The sequence below is a fragment of the Pseudarthrobacter sp. AL07 genome (assembly GCF_029960665.1).
Lineage (GTDB): Bacteria > Actinomycetota > Actinomycetes > Actinomycetales > Micrococcaceae > Arthrobacter.
This window is the reverse complement of the sequence record NZ_JASBRB010000001.1, coordinates 22,778-37,965: the sequence shown is the minus strand read 5'-3', so window position 1 is coordinate 37,965 and position 15,188 is coordinate 22,778. Positions and strand designations below refer to the sequence as shown.

Sequence of the window (15,188 nt, the reverse complement as noted above, 5' to 3'; positions counted from 1 at the left end):
TGTTTTCCTTGAATTCTAGTGGTTCAGGGCGTGACCCAATGTCGGCTGACCATGAGGATCAGCCGTACACCAATCCTTGAAGGAAGCCCATGCCCCACTCTTCACGACCGTTACGCAAGCTTGGATTCCTTACTATTGGCCTCTTCGATCCGGCGGATCCGGGCGCGGGGCACGAATCGACGTTGCAGGTCATCGAACTGGGCGAGCGGCTTGGGTTCGACAGCGCCTGGCTGCGCCACCGCCATCTGCAGTTCGGAATCTCTGCCCCCATTGCGATCATGGCCGCGGCCAGCCAGCGAACCTCCCGGATTGAGCTTGGAACCGCAGTGACCCCGATGGGCTGGGAAAACCCATTGCGCCTGGCCGAGGACCTGGCCACCGTGGACCTGCTCGCGGGCGGACGCATCAATCCGGGCCTGAGCGTAGGCGAACCTATGAACTATGGCACGGTGAAGCACGAGCTGTATCCGGATTCAGCCGAGCTGGAGGACTTCAGCTACGCCCGCGTGGATCGGTTTGCCCGATTGATCGCAGGGGAACCCGTCCGGGAATTTTACGGCAGGCAGGGTGTGGTCGAGGAATTCTCCAACCGCGTCGAGCCCCACTCTCCCGGGCTGCGTCAACGACTTTGGTATGGGGCGGCAAGCAGGAAATCGGCTATCTGGGCTGGCGCAAACGGATTCAACCTGCTCTCCAGCAGTGTGATGTTCCCGGAGGCTGACCAAGAACCGTCATTCGCCGACATCCAGCAATCGCAGATCCGCGCCTACCGTGAAGCAGCCGCGACATCGTCCCAAGCGCGAGGACAAGCCCGGGTCTCGCAGGGACTGGTGGTGATCCCGACCGATTCGGCGTCGGCGAAACAGCGGGAAAAGTACCAGCGTTACGTCGACGAACGAACTCCCCGCACCCGTGCGCCGCAGGGGCCGAAGCGAATGCTGTTCGCCCAGGATCTCATCGGCACCAGCGATCAGATTGCGGAACAGCTGTACGCACACGCGGGCTTCCAAGAGGTCGACGAAGTGGCGTTCGCGCTGCCCTTCAGCTTCGGCCACGAGGACTACATCCAGATCCTCACCGACATCGCCACCAAGTTGGGTCCAGCCCTGGGATGGTCCCGGGCAGGGTAGACGTTGACTGCCTGCCGGCTGAACAATGACACCGGATGGGCATCATCCGATCATGTAGACCATGCCGCGTCCCTCAGAAGCAAGGTTCACCGCAAACGTCCGCGCCTGCCGAAGGTAGCTCACGACATAGTCGAACTCACCTTCAAAGTCCCGACTGAAGCAATGCGATTCCCGCAGCCGCAACTCCACGTCTTCGTCGGAAACATCTTCCAGGTCCCTTGCGACGGCCAAAACCTCCGGTGGGGTCAACGTCCGCACCCAAGCCTCCCAGCCCATGCCGTTCATGGCCACGTCGCCCTCGAACATCCGATAGGCAGGACGGGCGATCCGGTCTGGTTCCGCTGGTGCAGTGAGGCACTGCAATTGCCGCCATGCTTTGTCGAGGTACAGCATGTCCCGTTCAGGCACCGCTTGCTCAAACGTCGGGGTGCTGATCATGGCACCGTGTTCGAATCCCCATGCATCGGCGAGCGGATCATCGGAGAGAACGCTGAGAGGATCGGCAAGCGCTTGATCGGTAACGTTGTCGTCGAAGGCGTACGCGTAGTATCTGATTCCCATTCGCCAAGCATCGCCGGACAGCGGGCTGCACGTAACCGCCACATTCGGGTATGTGGATAACCCTGTGGTTCCTTGGCAGTAAGGGCCAGCGCCCTCCTGCTGGCATGGACTCTATCCCTTACTGCCAAAGCACCGGGTGCTGATGCATCCACTCCACAAGGGTTCGAATCGAGATCAACCTTCGTAATCCCCGAGTCAGACGTTGAAGCGGAACTCGACTACACGTTAAACCGGAACTCCACCACGTTCTGTAGCCGAGCAATCTTTACCCCGATTGGCCTCGCGGTCTCACTCTGCTGAGAGCGACTGAATGTATCTGCTGATCGCCGGCAGGTCGACGATCATCGTGTCCCAGACCGCACCGTAGTCAGTTACCTCGTAGTGATGCGCCAGGCGGTCCCGCATCCGCTTGATCAATGTCCATGGCACTTCGGGATGCCGGTCGGTCGTGGCGTCGCTCAGACGAGCCACGTTCTCGCCAATCTTGATGATCAGTGACTCTGACGCCAGGCCCGGAACGTTGTCGGGGTCCCCGAGTTACCACTCGTCGCCGCGTGCCACGAGATTCGCGCCGACGCCACACAGTCGGATGATCTCCGTCAGAGCTGCATCATCCCGCTTGTTCATACCGCGACAGCCGTCGCCATGATCTCATGATCGGCACGCAGACCGCCGTCGGTCACCACATCGACCTCGACACCGAGCAACTCGCTCGCATCAGCAGCGAACGCCGCGACCGTAAGCAACCCGGTGCCGGGCGATCGGGTGACCAAGATGTCCAGATCGCTGCTGGAACTGTCTGTGCCGCGAGCCGCCGAGCCGAAGACACGGACATTGTCGAAGCCATACCGGCCCGCTAGGCTCAGAAGGTCGGCACGGCGCGCAGCGAGCGCATCATGAGGCAGTGGCCGCGCGGCCGTCCGCAGGCGCTCGAGCATCTTGACCGAGACGCTGCGCCGCCCTGCCTCATAGGCGGCAACATTCGGCTGAGCAATCCCGGATCGTCGGGCAAGCTCTGCCTGGCTCAGGCCGGCGGCCTCTCGAAGCGCTCGAACTGGATTCACCATGGTCGAATTATATCGCATGATATGACTCTAGCGACAGCTAGACCGATTTGGACGCAACCGGTCACCTGAGCGCAGCCATCACCCTGAGAGTCACGAACAAGCAGAGCGGTCCGGCTACCTCACTCGTTCGGTCGGGCCCATCATGGCTCTCGGCCGCCACGAGATTGATCCACATCCCGTCCCCGAGCTCCACGCGTCACCATTGCTTGCAGCGTCGGAAAGTCCACTTGGCTTAGACAGTTACCCGGAATCAATTAGACATTAAATCTAAATTCCACTACATCGCCGTCAGCCATCACGTATTCTTTTCCTTCAATCCGGACCTTGCCACGGGACTTCGCTTCAGCCATGGACCCGGCCTCGATGAGGTCATGGAAGGACACCACTTCGGCCTTGATGAAGCCGCGCTGGAAGTCGCTGTGGATGACGCCAGCGGCCTGCGGCGCGGTGTCGCCCTGGTGGATGGTCCAGGCGCGTGTTTCCTTCGGACCGGCCGTGAGGTAGGTCTGGAGCCCCAGGGTGTGGAAGCCGACGCGCGCCAACTGGTCGAGGCCGGACTCGTCCTGGCCGTTCATTTCCAGCATTTCGCGCGCCTCCTCCTCGTCCAGCTCCACGAGGTCGGATTCGAGCTTCGCGTCCAGGAAAATGGCGTCCGCGGGGGCCACCAGGGCCCGCAGCTCGTCCTGCTTCTCCGGGCTGCCCAGGATGCCTTCGTCGGCGTTGAAGACGTAGATGAACGGCTTGGCGGTCAGGAGGCTGAGCTCCTTGAGGTGCTCCATCTCCAGCTTGTCGCTCTTGATCGAGGAGAAGATGGTGTCGCCGCGTTCCAGGACCGACTGCGCGGCCTTGATGGCTGCCAGCTCAGCGGCTTCCCGCTTCTTGATCTTGACTTCTTTTTCGATCCGGGGAATCGCATTTTCGATGGTTTGGAGGTCAGCCAGGATCAGCTCGGTGTTGATGGTTTCCATATCCGAACGGGGATCCACCTTGCCGTCCACATGGATTACGTCGGGATCATCAAACACCCGGACCACCTGGACGATAGCCTCGGCCTCACGGATGTTGGCAAGGAACTTGTTGCCCAGGCCTTCGCCCTCCGATGCGCCCTTCACGATTCCGGCTATGTCGACGAAGGACACCGGGGCGGGCAGGAGCCGCTGCGAGCCGAAGATGTCCGCCAGCTGCTGGAGCCGGGGATCCGGCAGGTTCACGACGCCGACATTGGGTTCGATGGTAGCGAACGGATAGTTCGCGGCCAGCACCTGATTCCGGGTCAGTGCGTTGAAAAGAGTTGATTTGCCGACGTTGGGCAGTCCGACGATGCCAATAGTAAGAGCCACGAGCATTGATTCTACCGGTTGCCGGAGACATGGGCCCCAGCCGGTCCCCCGCGCCGCAACACCGTGGTGGAGCGCCCGGTCGAATATGTCGCTTCCGTAAATTGTCACAGGGTCATGCAACAGTGAGGATATGGATGCTTTAGCCCTGATTCTCGCCCTGTTGATGCTGCTGGTGGGTGCCGTCGTCGGCGCCGCCACCGCCTACTTTTTCTTACGCCGGCACAGTCGTGCCCTGGAGGGAGACTTCGACGCCGTCTCGTCGCGCCTTTCCGAGGTCAGCGCCCAGTTCGCCGCCGCAGACGCGGAACGCCGCCTCCTATCCCTGCAGAACCGGGAGCTCGGCGAGTCCCGCAACCAGGACGGGAGCGTCCTCCGCGCACTGGCCCCGGTGGCGGAAAAGCTGACCGCCGTGCAGCAGCAGGTGGCCCTGCTGGAACGCGACCGCCTCGAACAGTACGGCCAGCTGGCCCAGCAACTGCAGGAAGCCAGGCTTTCCGATGCCCAGCTGATCCGCTCCACGCACGCCCTCGAGTCAGCCCTGCGCTCCAACAGTGCGCGTGGACAGTGGGGCGAAGTTCAATTGCGCCGTGTGGTTGAAGCGTCGGGGATGCTCAAGCACGTGGATTTCCTGGAGCAGGTCCACAGCGCCGGAACAGATTCAGCGGTCCGCCCCGACCTCGTAGTCCAGCTTCCGGGCCAGAAGCAGCTGGTGGTGGACGCCAAGGTGCCGTTGTCCTCCTATCTGGAGGCCCAGGAGCTGGGTGCGCGTCAGGATTCGGGCACAGCTGCGAACCCCGGCAACCAGCAATCCCTGCTGGCTGCCCATGCCAAGGCGCTGCGGGCCCACGTGGACTCGCTGAGTAACAAGAAGTATTGGGACATCCCCGGGAACTCCCCTGAGCTGGTGATCTGCTTCCTGCCGGCGGAATCCATCCTGGCTGCCGCCCTGACAGCCGACGCGACGCTGTTGGACCACGCGCTCTCCAGGAATGTGGTGCTCGCCTCTCCAAGCACCCTGCTGGCCGTACTCAAATCGGTGGCCTTCACGTGGCGCCAGGATGTGCTGACGGACAGTGCACGCGAACTCTTTGACCTCGCCCGTCAGCTGTACGAACGCATGGGAACACTCGGGGACAACGTGGGCAAGCTAGGTTCGTCACTCAAGTCTTCAGTGGACCGGTACAACGCCATGATCGGCACCCTGGAAGCGCGGATCCTGCCCACCGCACGGAAACTCAATGCCATGGATGAATCAGGGCTGCTCACCCCGCCCGCACTCGAGGTTACGCCGCGCACGCTGGCGGCGCCGGAGTTTCAGCAGGACGAGGCCGCAGCCTGACGTTGCCGGAGACTGGTCAGTCGCGGGAGCGGCGTCCGCCGAGCGCCCGGCTGACGTCCCCGGCTTCCTTCAGGGTTGCGCGGAGTTCCTTGGGCAACGAGAAAAGGAGGTCCTCTTCGGCCGTGACAACTTCTTCTACGGAGCCGTAGCCGTAGTCGGCCAGCAGGCGAAGGACGTCCGTGACCAGGATCTCCGGCACTGAAGCCCCTGACGTGACTCCGACCGTTGCCACGCCTTCAAACCACGCTTCATCCACTTCATTGGCGAAGTCCACCCGGTAGGAGGCCTTGGCCCCATACTCCAGGGCGACTTCCACCAGGCGGACCGAGTTGGAGGAGTTAGCTGATCCCACCACAATGACCAGGTCGGCCTGGGGCGAGATCTTCTTGATGGCCACCTGACGGTTAGTGGTGGCGTAGCAGATATCGTCGCTGGGCGGATCCTGCAGGGTAGGGAACCGCGCCTTCAGCAGGCGGACGGTTTCCATGGTCTCGTCCACGCTGAGGGTGGTCTGGGACAGCCAGATGACCTTTTCGGGATCCCTGACGGTTACCTTGTCCACTTCGTGGGGACCGTTAATGATCTGGATGTGCTCCGGGGCCTCGCCGGCGGTCCCTTCAACTTCTTCGTGACCGTCGTGGCCGATCAGCAGGATGTCGAAGTCGTCCTTGGCGAACCTCACGGCTTCCTTATGAACCTTCGTGACCAGCGGGCAGGTGGCGTCAATGGTGCGCAGCCCGCGGTCCTCGGCCGACTGGACGACGGCCGGCGATACCCCGTGGGCGGAAAATATCACCAGGGCGCCTTCCGGGACCTCGTCAGTCTCATCGACGAAGATTGCGCCCTGTGCCTCCAGCGAGCTCACGACGTGGACGTTGTGCACGATCTGCTTCCGGACGTAAACCGGCGGACCGTAGTGTTCCAAGGCCTTCTCGACGGCAATCACGGCCCTGTCCACACCGGCGCAATAACCGCGCGGCGCGGCCAGGAGTACCTTTTTGGGACCGGTCACCGGAGCCGCCGCGGCTACCTCCTCTGGCGAGCGCCGCCTGCGCGGGACAGTTGGCATCGAGAGGGACACAGCAGAGGAAGTCATCTCTCCATGCTACCGGGTTGGGGGCCGCCGCCCCGGCGAGGCGATCCGGATCACAAGGGCCGCCGCGACCAGCACACCGCCGGTTATCGCGGCACCGCCGACCCATGATTGGAAGCTGCTGGAAGCGGCCGCCACAAACGCATCCTTGAACATGTCCGCAAGACCGTTGCCGCTCGCTGTCCCCACTACAGCGTCAGTGGCGAATTGCGAGCCGGCGGTCCACAGGCCGGCCAGCGCAAGCGCCGCAAGTCCCACCGCGAAAAGCACTGACCAGCGACGGCGGGCGGAAACCAGGGCAAGCGCAAAGGCGATACCAGCCCCGATGGCCAAAGAGTAACCGAGCGGCGCGTAGGCGGACACCCTCTCGACCAGCTGGCGCTGCTCCGGTTCTCCAACGTTGATCAGCGTCTGCTCCGGCGCAGTCAGCGGCAGTCCCGTGGTGCGCGCGAGCTCCTCCGTCGCCAGCGCTACCAGTGGCGCCAAGTCCAAAGTGAGCGACGACGGGGAGTCCGGGCCGGCAGGAGCTGCTGCCGGTGCGGCTAGGTTGAGCCGGTGGCTCTTCCGCAGTGTCTCCTCCCAGGCCGCCTGGTAGCCCGGTAACGCAGTGAGGGAACCGGCCGCCGCCTCAAGCACTGGCCTCACCAGACCTGCCAGAGCGTCCGGGATAGTCCCAGTGTCAATGGTGCCAACAGCGGCGATGGCCAGCCGCTGCTGAAATTCTGCGTCCTTCCCCAGCGGACCGGCCAGCGCCACAAAGCCATCCTCCTGAATCACGTTGCGGTCAAGCCAGATGGCGGGAACGGCCAATGCGGACAGCAAAACGCCCAGGACGACGGCGATGGCTGAAACGAAGGTGCGCAAAACGGGTCCTCACGGGTTGGCGGCAGCACAGCCATCATAGGGCTGGTGTCTGGACAAAGAATGTCAGTCTAGGGTGCTACAGCTTATGGATAAGGTTGAATGGCATCCACCAGCCCGCTGACAGCAGCCAGTTGACTGACCGCCGCCATTCAAACACGAACCGCTACCTCCCGAACAAAGGACCGCAATGCCGCCACCCACAGCTTCCCGGGGCGACGGACATGTCTGACCAGGCCGCCCGGCCAGGCACTGCTGCCACTACGGTGCCTGCCACAGCCGCTGAGACCAGCCCGGACAATCCCTGGCCGCTGCAACTGCTGTCCCAGAAACTCAAGGCCCATATCGACCGGACACCCTCGGCGTGGGTGGAGGGTCAGGTCATAGAGATGAACCGCCGGGGCGGCAACGCGTACCTCACCCTCCGGGATGTGGACGCGGAAGTTTCCCTGCCGGCGTCGGTCTGGACGAAGGTCCTGGACCGGCAGAACATGCCCCTGGAGAGTGGCTCCCGCGTGGTGGCCTTGCTCAAGCCGGAGTTCTGGCTGAAGACCGGGCGGCTCAACATGCAGGTAAGGGACATCAGGCCTGTCGGGCTTGGCGACCTGCTGGCGCGGATCGAACGGTTGCGGCATGCCCTGTCAGCCGAGGGGCTGTTTGCCGATTCACGGAAGAAACCATTGCCGCTGCTCCCCCACCGCATCGGCCTGATTACCGGACGGGACTCCGACGCCAAAAAGGACGTGGTCCAGAACGCCGCACTGCGCTGGCCCGCCGTCGAATTCGAGATCCGGGAGGTGGCAGTCCAGGGCAACACCGCGGTCTCGCAGATCATCCGAGCCCTGCAGGAGTTGGACGGCCGCCCCGACGTTGACGTCATTGTCATAGCCCGGGGCGGCGGAGCGTTAGAGGACCTGCTGCCTTTCAACAGCGAGGAACTGATCCGTGCCGTCGCGGCCACGGCCACCCCTGTGGTCAGCGCCATCGGACATGAAGCGGACCGCCCCCTCCTCGACGACGTGGCGGACCTCCGCGCGTCCACGCCCACGGATGCCGCCAAACGGATTGTGCCTGACGTTGCCGAGGAACTGGCCGGTGTGCGCCAGGCACGCGAGCACCTGCGCAGGAGCATCGGCAGGCTCGTGGACCGGGAGTCGGACCGGTTGTCCGCACTCCATTCCCGGCCGGTTCTGGCCACGCCCGAAGCAATGGTCACCGGGCGCGCGGAGGAAATCGAACGCCTCCTGAGGAGATCATCAGCCGCCGTCAGCTCAATGGTGGTCCGGGCGGCTGACCAACTTGTTCACCTGCAGGCACAGGTCCGTGCCCTGTCACCGCAAAAGACGCTGGACCGCGGCTACGCCGTGGTCGAACTGGCCAACGGACGGCCGGCCCACGCCGCTGAAGCCGCCGGCCACGCTGTGGTCCGCGACCCTTCGGAGGCGCCGTCCGGAACTGCGTTGTCCGTACGCGTGGCACAGGGTCTGTTCGGCGCCACATCCACTGGGGAACTTCAACAAGGAGAAGCACATGCCCGAGACAAAGCCTGACCCGGAAATCGAAGCACTGAGCTACGAGGAAGCCCGCGAACAACTGGTACACGTGGTGGGGAGGCTTGAGGCGGGCGGCGCCAGCCTTGAGGAATCCCTGGCACTATGGGAACGCGGCGAAGCCCTGGCTAAGCGCTGCGAGGAGTGGCTGGACGGCGCCCGCAAGCGGCTCGCTGCCGCCCGCGACCAGCCGCTCTGACGAGCCCTCTGACCACCCAGTGCGGTCCTGCCCTCGGAACAACCGTCCCCAAACAAGTCAGGACCGATCGACCAGTTCCCGTTCGATGGAAACGTCGAACTCAGCTTTCGGCCATTCCAGCTTCATATCAGACAGCGCACCCAACACCAGCTGCTGCACGGCGATCCTGGCATACCACTTTTTGTTGGCCGGAACCACATGCCAGGGTGCCGCTTCCGTGTTGGTCTCGTCGAGGGCAGCCTGGTATGCGCCCATGTAGTCACCCCAGAACGCCCGTTCCTTCAGATCATTGCTGCTGTATTTCCAGTGCTTGGCGGGGTTGTCCAGTCGGGCAAGGAGCCGGGTCTTCTGTTCATCCTTGCTGATATTGAGCATCACCTTGATGATTTTGGTTCCGGCATCAGTCTGGCGCGCCTCGAACTCATTGATGGCCCGGTAGCGACGCTTAAGTTCGTCAGGCGAAGCCCAGTTGTGAACCCGGTGGATCAGGACGTCCTCATAGTGCGAGCGGTCGAAGATGCCCACCATGCCGGCTCCCGGAACCTCCCTCTCGATCCGCCAGAGAAAGTCATAGGACTTCTCCTCCTCGGTGGGTGCCTTGAAAGCCTTGAACTGGACGCCCTGCGGATCCATTGAAGCCATCACATGGTTGACGATTCCGCCCTTGCCCGCAGTGTCCATGGCTTGCAGGATCAGCAGAAGCCGTTTTTTCCCGCCGAAGCGCGACTCCGCGAACAGCTTTTCCTGAAGTTCGGCCAACGCGCCGTCCAATTCAGCCAGAATTGTCTGGCCATCGGCTTTGTTGCCCTTGTAACCGGGCGTCGCGTCAGGGTCGGCCTCGGCCAGCGAGAAGCCTTTCCCCACCCTCAGCGTATCGACGGGGTGCTTCTTGAACTCAACCAAGTCGGCCATTGGGGTCCTTTGTCCGCAGTGTCCGCGCCATCTGGCGCGTCCCCACAGGCTAGTTCCCTTTGTACCTGCTCAGGAAGTCCCCCATACGGTTGATGGCCTCCTCGAGGTCCTTCACCAGCGGGAGGGTAACCATCCGGAAGTGGTCGGGGCGGACCCAGTTGAAGGCCCGGCCGTGGGAGACCAGGATTTTCTGCTCGCGCAGCAGGTCCAAAACGAACTTCTCGTCGTCGCGGATGTGGAATACCTCGGGATCGAGTTTCGGGAAGAGGTACATGGCGCCACGGGCCTGCTGCGTGCTCACACCGGGGATGGCGTTGAGCATGTCATAGGCCTTGTTCCGCTGTTCCAGCAGCCTGCCGCCGGGCAGGATGAGGTCGTTGATGCTCTGGTAGCCGCCGAGTGCGGTCTGGATGGCATGCTGGGCAGGCACATTGGCGCAGAGGCGCATGTTGGCCAGGAGGCTGATGCCTTCCAGGTAGTCCGAGGCATCCTTCTTCGGGCCCGAGATGGCCATCCAGCCGGCACGGTAACCGCAGACGCGGTAGGCCTTGGACAGTCCACTGAAGGTGAGGCACAGGACGTTGTCACCCGTGAGCGCGGCCATGTTGATGTGCACGGCGTCCTCGTACAGGATCTTTTCGTAGATTTCATCGGCGAAAAGGATCAGTCCGTGCCTTTCGGCCAGGGCCACGATCTTCTTCAGCGTCTCTTCCGGATAGACCGCGCCGGTGGGGTTGTTGGGGTTGATCACCACAATGCCTTTAGTGCGGGGCGTGATCTTGGCTTCAATATCCTCAAGGTCCGGCTGCCAGCCTGATTCCTCGTCGCAGAGGTAGTGCACGGGCTTGCCGCTGGCCAGGGCAACCGAAGCGGTCCACAGCGGGTAGTCCGGTGTGGGGATCAGCACCTCATCGCCGTCGTTGAGCAGTGCCATGAGGGACATGGTGATCAGTTCACTGACCCCGTTGCCCAGGTAGATGTCGTCCACATGGATGTTCTGGATTCCGCGGGTCTGGTAGTACTGGGAGACCGCGGTCCGGGCAGAGAAGATGCCCCGGGAGTCGCTGTAGCCCTGGGCATGGGGCAGATGGCGGATCATGTCCACCAGGATGGCGTCCGGGGCTTCAAATCCAAACGGGGCCGGGTTTCCGATGTTCAGTTTGAGGATCCGGTGACCCTCCGCCTCCATCTGCTGGGCGGCTTGAAGGATCGGTCCACGGATGTCGTATAGGACGTTGTGAAGCTTGGTGGACTGCTTGAATTCTGCCATTCATCAAATATGCCATATGACGGATGTACTTCCGTTGAGACCTCGGACACAGAAGTGTGGCGAGCGGACGACGGCGGCTGCCGGCCCGTGTGGGTCCGGCAGCCGCCGTCGTGATTTGCGTTGTGGAGTCAGGTGTTACTTGACGATGCCCTTGTCCTTGAGCCAGGTGGCGGCGGCGTCTTTGGCATTCTGCTTCTGGCTGCCGCTGACTGCGCGGTTGAGGCTGACCAGGTCCTCAGTGGTCAGGATCTTCGATACGGCATTAAGCGCGTCCTTTGCCTTGTCGGTCATTTTTGCCTTGTTGTAGAGCGGCAGGACCTGCTGGGCCTTGAAGTTGTTCTTCGGATCCTCCAGCACCACAAGGTCGTTGTCCGCGATGGACGGGGTGGTGGTGTAGATGTCAGCTACCTGGACGTCATCAGTGAGGAGGGCCTGCAGGGTCAGGTTTCCGCCGCCGTCACTGAACGGCTTGAGCGCCTTGAGTTCACAGCCGTACTTGTCCTTAAGCCCCGGAAGGCCGTATTGGCGGGTCTCGAACGTCGCCGGCGCACCGATAGTGAGGTCCTTGCAGACCTTGGCCAGGTCCTCGATGGACTTGAGCTGGTACTTCTCGGCTGTGGCCTTGGTGACCACCATGGCGTCTTTATCCTCTGCCTTGGATGCGTCCAGGATGGCCAGCCCGTCGGGAAGTTTTCCAGGCAGGGCTTTGACGATGTCCTCGGCCGAGACCTCCGGCGCCGACGTATTAACGAACGACAGCAGGTTGCCTGAGTAGTCGGGCACCAGGTCCACGGAGCCGTCCTGGACGGCCTTGAAGTAGATCTCGCGGGAACCGATATTCGGCTTGGTGGTTGCCGTGACCCCTGCAGCATTCAGTGCCCCGGCATAGATCTCTGCCAGGATCTGGCTCTCCGGGAAATCAGCAGAGCCGACCACCAATGATCCGCCGCCGGCGCTCCCGGCACTGGTGCTGGGGGTTGCCAACGGGTCGCTCCCGCCGCAGGCTGTCAGCGCAACGGCAAGGCCGACGCCAGCAGCCATGCCGGCCAGTCCCCTGCGGGTAAGGATTGTCCTGGTGTTGTCTTTCATGGGGTACCTCCTTGAACGGCAGCTGACGCAGGCGCGGCAGCTGGGAGATCAGCGGCGGCCTGCTGGCCACCGTGCAGATCGGATTTGAGGCCAGGCGAAAGAAGGACTCTTTGCGCCGCGGCAAGGATGAGGTCAACGATGATGGCCAGCCCTGCAATTAACAAGGACCCGGCAAGCATCCGCGGGAAGTCCTGCAGCGCCAAGCCATCAAAAAGGTAGCGGCCCAAGCCGCCCAAGGGGAGGTACGCAACCACGGAAACCGTCGCGATGACCTGCAGAACTGCCGTTCGGACGCCGCCGAACATAACCAGCAGCCCGTTGGGCAGCTCAACCCGGAACAGGATCTGCAGCTCGGTCATCCCCATGGCCCGGGCAGCATCCACCATGGTCCTGTCCACACTCGAAATGCCGGCGTACGTTCCGGCAAGGAGCGGCGGCACGGTCAGGATGACCAACGCCCACACCGGTGGCATCAGGCTGCTCCCGGCCAGGAGCGCGAAAAGGACCAACAGGCCCAGGGTAGGCAGCGCCCGCAGCGCACCTGCCACCGCTACTGCCACCACGCGCCCACGGCCCGTGTGTCCGATGTAGAGCCCGGCCGGAACGGCGATGGCCGTGGCAATCAGGAAGACAAGCCCGCTGTACTGGAGGTGCTCCAAGAGCCGGACGGGGATGCCGGAACTGCCGGTCCAGTGCAGGGGATCAGCAATCCAGGCGAGGGTGTCCACAAAAATATTGCTCATGGTGAGGCCCCGGCGTGGACGTTGGCATCGGCCAGATAGCCGGCGGCCGAAGTCGCCGAGGGGCCAGACGTCTTAGCGGCGCGGGTCCACGGCGTCAGCAGCCTTTCCAGGACGACCAGCACGGCATCCATCAGCAGTGCGAGGACGAGGATGGCAATGATTCCCACCACCACTTCCGTGACGAAGTTCCGTTGCAGTCCATCCGTAAACAGCATGCCCAGGTTCCCCACGCCCAGGAGTGCCGCGACGCTCACCAAAGAGATGTTGCTGACGGAAACCACCCGCAGTCCGGCGAACATCACCGGCAGAGAGAGCGGCAGGTCAATCTGGACAAAGCGGCGCCACGGCTTGTACCCCATGGCGATCGCAGCCTGCCGGAGGTCCTCCTCTACGGAGTCAAAAGCATCCAGGGCGGCCCGGACCAGCAGCGCCACCGCATAGATGGTCAGGGCAACAATGACGTTGAGCGGGTCCAGGATCCTGGTTCCGAGAATCGAGGGCAGGATGATGAACAGCGCCAGCGAGGGGACGGTGTACAACAATGAACTTGCGGTTACTACCACCGACCGAAGCGCCGGGTGGGTCCGCGCCAACTGCGCCAACGGAATGGAAATAACCAGCCCCAGCACCATCGGAATGAGGGCCAGGACCAGGTGCTGGCCGGCCAATCCCATGACCATGCCGCTGTTTGCCAGGAACCAATCCATCAGAGCGCAGCCTGCCGGACCTGGCGGGCCTCTTCAATGACGCCGAGGACTTCCTGAGCCTTGACGGTTCCCAGAACCTTGCCGTCGTCATCCACCGCCACACCTTGGCCGGACGGGGACGATAGGGCCGAGTCCAGTGCCCTCCGCAGGGTCTCGCCTGGGCGGAAGAGTGACCCGCCGGGGATGAGCTCAGAGTCCGTCCCCGGCTTTGCCCAGCCCAAAGGGCGCAGGTCCGGATCCACCACGAGCTGCCAGTCGGTCACCGCGGCGGGATCGCCGGCAAACTGGCCGGCACTCATCACAAGCGTGGGCACCGGGCGGATGGTGACGGCGTCGGACGTGGTGAACCCCAAGTGGCGGAAGCCACGGTCCCGCCCCACAAAGGAAGCCACAAAATCATTCGCCGGGGCCCGGAGGATTTCCTCAGGGGTGGCGTACTGGGCCAGCCGGCCGCCGACAGCGAAAACGGCCACCTTGTCGCCAAGAATGGTTGCCTCGTCGATGTCGTGCGTGACGAAAACGATGGTTTTTGCGAGGTCCTTCTGCAGCCTCAGGAGTTCCTGCTGTAATTCGTCACGCACCACGGGGTCAACGGCGCTGAACGGTTCGTCCATCAGCAGGACGGGTGGATCGGCTGCGAGCGCCCGGGCTACACCGACTCGCTGCTGCTGTCCGCCGGAAAGCTGGGACGGGTAACGCTTCCCGAGCGCGGAAGCCAGCCCGACGACGTCGAGCAGTTCCGTTGCGCGTTTGCGGGCTTCAGCCTTGGAAACGCCGTTGAGCCGGGGCACGGTGGCGATGTTGTCCAGCACCGAACGGTGCGGCATCAGCCCGGAAGACTGCATCACGTAGCCCATGGACCGTCTCAGTTCCGCGGCAGGCACCGAGGTCACGTCCCGCCCGTCCACGGTGATAGCACCGGACGTCGGTTCCACCATGCGGTTGATCATCCGCAGCGACGTGGTCTTGCCGCAGCCGGATGGCCCCACAAATACGGTGATTGAGCCCTTGTCGATGGACATGGTGAGCTGGTCCACAGCAGGCTGCCCGCCCTGATACTGCTTGGTGACGCTCTGGAACTCAATCATGGCTGGGTCCATTCTGCGGACTTACCTGTTCTGTTGGACGGCATCGGACAGTGTTGGGTCATAAGCTCACTGATGTTTACGGTAACGCAATCCGTGATCAGCGTAACTGGATCTGCAGGCAATCCGGGCAAGAGAATCCCTACTGTAATCATTCGGTGCACAACACCGCGTGGATGGGTGCCACCGATCACCCCGTGCCGGGATGCGCTTATGCCCGGCCCTGCCCGCGCCTAGAGTTG

16 protein-coding genes are annotated in these 15,188 nt (G+C 62.8%); 4 read left to right on the top strand and 12 right to left on the bottom strand.

What is annotated here, in order from left to right; all coding sequences use genetic code 11:
* The first annotated feature begins 89 nt into the window (after positions 1–89).
* Positions 90–1,130 carry an LLM class flavin-dependent oxidoreductase gene (locus tag QK290_RS00190; RefSeq protein WP_282328763.1) on the top strand — a complete coding sequence of 347 codons (1,041 nt, stop codon included), beginning with the start codon at positions 90–92 and terminating at the stop codon, positions 1,128–1,130.
* A gap of 42 nt (positions 1,131–1,172) precedes the next feature.
* Here the strand turns inward: QK290_RS00190 and QK290_RS00185 are convergent, their stop codons facing one another.
* The 4 genes from QK290_RS00185 to ychF all read right to left on the bottom strand — a co-directional run bounded on the left by QK290_RS00185 (position 1,173) and on the right by ychF (position 4,098).
* Positions 1,173–1,691 (bottom strand): DUF1877 family protein, encoded by a 519-nt coding sequence (locus QK290_RS00185; RefSeq protein WP_282328762.1) that lies wholly within the window; start codon positions 1,689–1,691, stop codon positions 1,173–1,175.
* Between the two features lie 288 nt (positions 1,692–1,979).
* Complete coding sequence (locus QK290_RS00180) at positions 1,980–2,186, bottom strand: HepT-like ribonuclease domain-containing protein (protein WP_348994653.1); 207 nt, start codon at positions 2,184–2,186, stop codon at positions 1,980–1,982.
* 128 nt (positions 2,187–2,314) lie between these two features.
* Positions 2,315–2,776, bottom strand: a complete 462-nt coding sequence (locus QK290_RS00175; RefSeq protein WP_282328761.1) for a helix-turn-helix domain-containing protein — start codon at positions 2,774–2,776, stop codon at positions 2,315–2,317.
* A gap of 236 nt (positions 2,777–3,012) precedes the next feature.
* Complete coding sequence (gene ychF / locus QK290_RS00170) at positions 3,013–4,098, bottom strand: redox-regulated ATPase YchF (RefSeq protein WP_111908549.1); 1,086 nt, start codon at positions 4,096–4,098, stop codon at positions 3,013–3,015.
* A gap of 130 nt (positions 4,099–4,228) precedes the next feature.
* Between ychF and QK290_RS00165 the strand changes: the two genes are divergently transcribed.
* Positions 4,229–5,437, top strand: a complete 1,209-nt coding sequence (locus QK290_RS00165; protein ID WP_282328760.1) for a DNA recombination protein RmuC — start codon at positions 4,229–4,231, stop codon at positions 5,435–5,437.
* Between the two features lie 16 nt (positions 5,438–5,453).
* Here QK290_RS00165 and QK290_RS00160 read toward each other — a convergent pair whose 3' ends face one another.
* Both QK290_RS00160 and QK290_RS00155 read right to left on the bottom strand, forming a co-directional pair.
* Entirely contained in the window at positions 5,454–6,533 is a 1,080-nt protein-coding gene (locus QK290_RS00160) for a 4-hydroxy-3-methylbut-2-enyl diphosphate reductase (RefSeq protein WP_160672795.1), read from the bottom strand.
* Between the two features lie 9 nt (positions 6,534–6,542).
* Positions 6,543–7,394, bottom strand: coding sequence for a hypothetical protein (locus QK290_RS00155; protein WP_282328759.1), 852 nt, complete (start codon positions 7,392–7,394; stop codon positions 6,543–6,545).
* 221 nt (positions 7,395–7,615) lie between these two features.
* Here QK290_RS00155 and xseA point away from each other — a divergent pair, with 221 nt between their 5' ends.
* Both xseA and QK290_RS00145 read left to right on the top strand, forming a co-directional pair.
* Positions 7,616–8,941, top strand: a complete 1,326-nt coding sequence (gene xseA, locus QK290_RS00150) for an exodeoxyribonuclease VII large subunit (protein ID WP_282328758.1) — start codon at positions 7,616–7,618, stop codon at positions 8,939–8,941.
* The gene (locus QK290_RS00145) at positions 8,922–9,140 is read left to right on the top strand and encodes an exodeoxyribonuclease VII small subunit (protein WP_282328757.1); all 219 of its coding nucleotides are present in this window, start codon (positions 8,922–8,924) and stop codon (positions 9,138–9,140) included. The genes xseA and QK290_RS00145 overlap by 20 nt, the downstream gene beginning before the upstream one ends.
* Positions 9,141–9,197: 57 nt before the next feature.
* On the opposite strand, the gene QK290_RS00140 is transcribed toward QK290_RS00145, so the two are convergent.
* The 6 genes from QK290_RS00140 to QK290_RS00115 form a co-directional block, all read right to left on the bottom strand.
* On the bottom strand, positions 9,198–10,052 hold the full coding sequence (locus QK290_RS00140; protein WP_282328756.1) for a polyphosphate kinase 2 family protein: 855 nt from the start codon (positions 10,050–10,052) through the stop codon (positions 9,198–9,200).
* A 49-nt stretch (positions 10,053–10,101) separates the two neighbouring features.
* The gene (locus QK290_RS00135; RefSeq protein WP_282328755.1) at positions 10,102–11,322 is read right to left on the bottom strand and encodes a pyridoxal phosphate-dependent aminotransferase; all 1,221 of its coding nucleotides are present in this window, start codon (positions 11,320–11,322) and stop codon (positions 10,102–10,104) included.
* A gap of 135 nt (positions 11,323–11,457) precedes the next feature.
* Complete coding sequence (locus tag QK290_RS00130; RefSeq protein WP_282328754.1) at positions 11,458–12,411, bottom strand: ABC transporter substrate-binding protein; 954 nt, start codon at positions 12,409–12,411, stop codon at positions 11,458–11,460.
* Positions 12,408–13,154: an ABC transporter permease gene (locus QK290_RS00125; RefSeq protein ID WP_282328753.1), complete on the bottom strand. Its 747-nt coding sequence runs from the start codon at positions 13,152–13,154 to the stop codon at positions 12,408–12,410. The genes QK290_RS00130 and QK290_RS00125 overlap by 4 nt, the downstream gene beginning before the upstream one ends.
* Positions 13,151–13,861, bottom strand: coding sequence for an ABC transporter permease (locus tag QK290_RS00120; RefSeq protein ID WP_282328752.1), 711 nt, complete (start codon positions 13,859–13,861; stop codon positions 13,151–13,153). Before QK290_RS00120 ends, QK290_RS00125 begins: the two co-directional genes overlap by 4 nt.
* Positions 13,861–14,961 (bottom strand): ABC transporter ATP-binding protein, encoded by a 1,101-nt coding sequence (locus QK290_RS00115; protein ID WP_282328751.1) that lies wholly within the window; start codon positions 14,959–14,961, stop codon positions 13,861–13,863. Before QK290_RS00115 ends, QK290_RS00120 begins: the two co-directional genes overlap by 1 nt.
* Positions 14,962–15,188: the final 227 nt, after the last annotated feature.

Bases quoted from the DNA above. Each gene is read 5' to 3' on its own strand.
- QK290_RS00165 (WP_282328760.1), top strand. From the start codon at position 4,229: ATGGATGCTTTAGCCCTGATTCTCGCCCTGTTGATGCTGCTGGTGGGT.
- QK290_RS00190 (WP_282328763.1), top strand. From the start codon at position 90: ATGCCCCACTCTTCACGACCGTTACGCAAGCTTGGATTCCTTACTATT.
- QK290_RS00120 (WP_282328752.1), bottom strand. From the start codon at position 13,861: ATGGATTGGTTCCTGGCAAACAGCGGCATGGTCATGGGATTGGCCGGC.
- QK290_RS00135 (WP_282328755.1), bottom strand. From the start codon at position 11,322: ATGGCAGAATTCAAGCAGTCCACCAAGCTTCACAACGTCCTATACGAC.
- QK290_RS00160 (WP_160672795.1), bottom strand. From the start codon at position 6,533: ATGACTTCCTCTGCTGTGTCCCTCTCGATGCCAACTGTCCCGCGCAGG.
- QK290_RS00140 (WP_282328756.1), bottom strand. From the start codon at position 10,052: ATGGCCGACTTGGTTGAGTTCAAGAAGCACCCCGTCGATACGCTGAGG.
- QK290_RS00115 (WP_282328751.1), bottom strand. From the start codon at position 14,961: ATGGACCCAGCCATGATTGAGTTCCAGAGCGTCACCAAGCAGTATCAG.
- QK290_RS00130 (WP_282328754.1), bottom strand. From the start codon at position 12,411: ATGAAAGACAACACCAGGACAATCCTTACCCGCAGGGGACTGGCCGGC.
- xseA (WP_282328758.1), top strand. From the start codon at position 7,616: ATGTCTGACCAGGCCGCCCGGCCAGGCACTGCTGCCACTACGGTGCCT.
- QK290_RS00125 (WP_282328753.1), bottom strand. From the start codon at position 13,154: ATGAGCAATATTTTTGTGGACACCCTCGCCTGGATTGCTGATCCCCTG.
- QK290_RS00175 (WP_282328761.1), bottom strand. From the start codon at position 2,776: ATGCGATATAATTCGACCATGGTGAATCCAGTTCGAGCGCTTCGAGAG.
- QK290_RS00185 (WP_282328762.1), bottom strand. From the start codon at position 1,691: ATGGGAATCAGATACTACGCGTACGCCTTCGACGACAACGTTACCGAT.
- QK290_RS00145 (WP_282328757.1), top strand. From the start codon at position 8,922: ATGCCCGAGACAAAGCCTGACCCGGAAATCGAAGCACTGAGCTACGAG.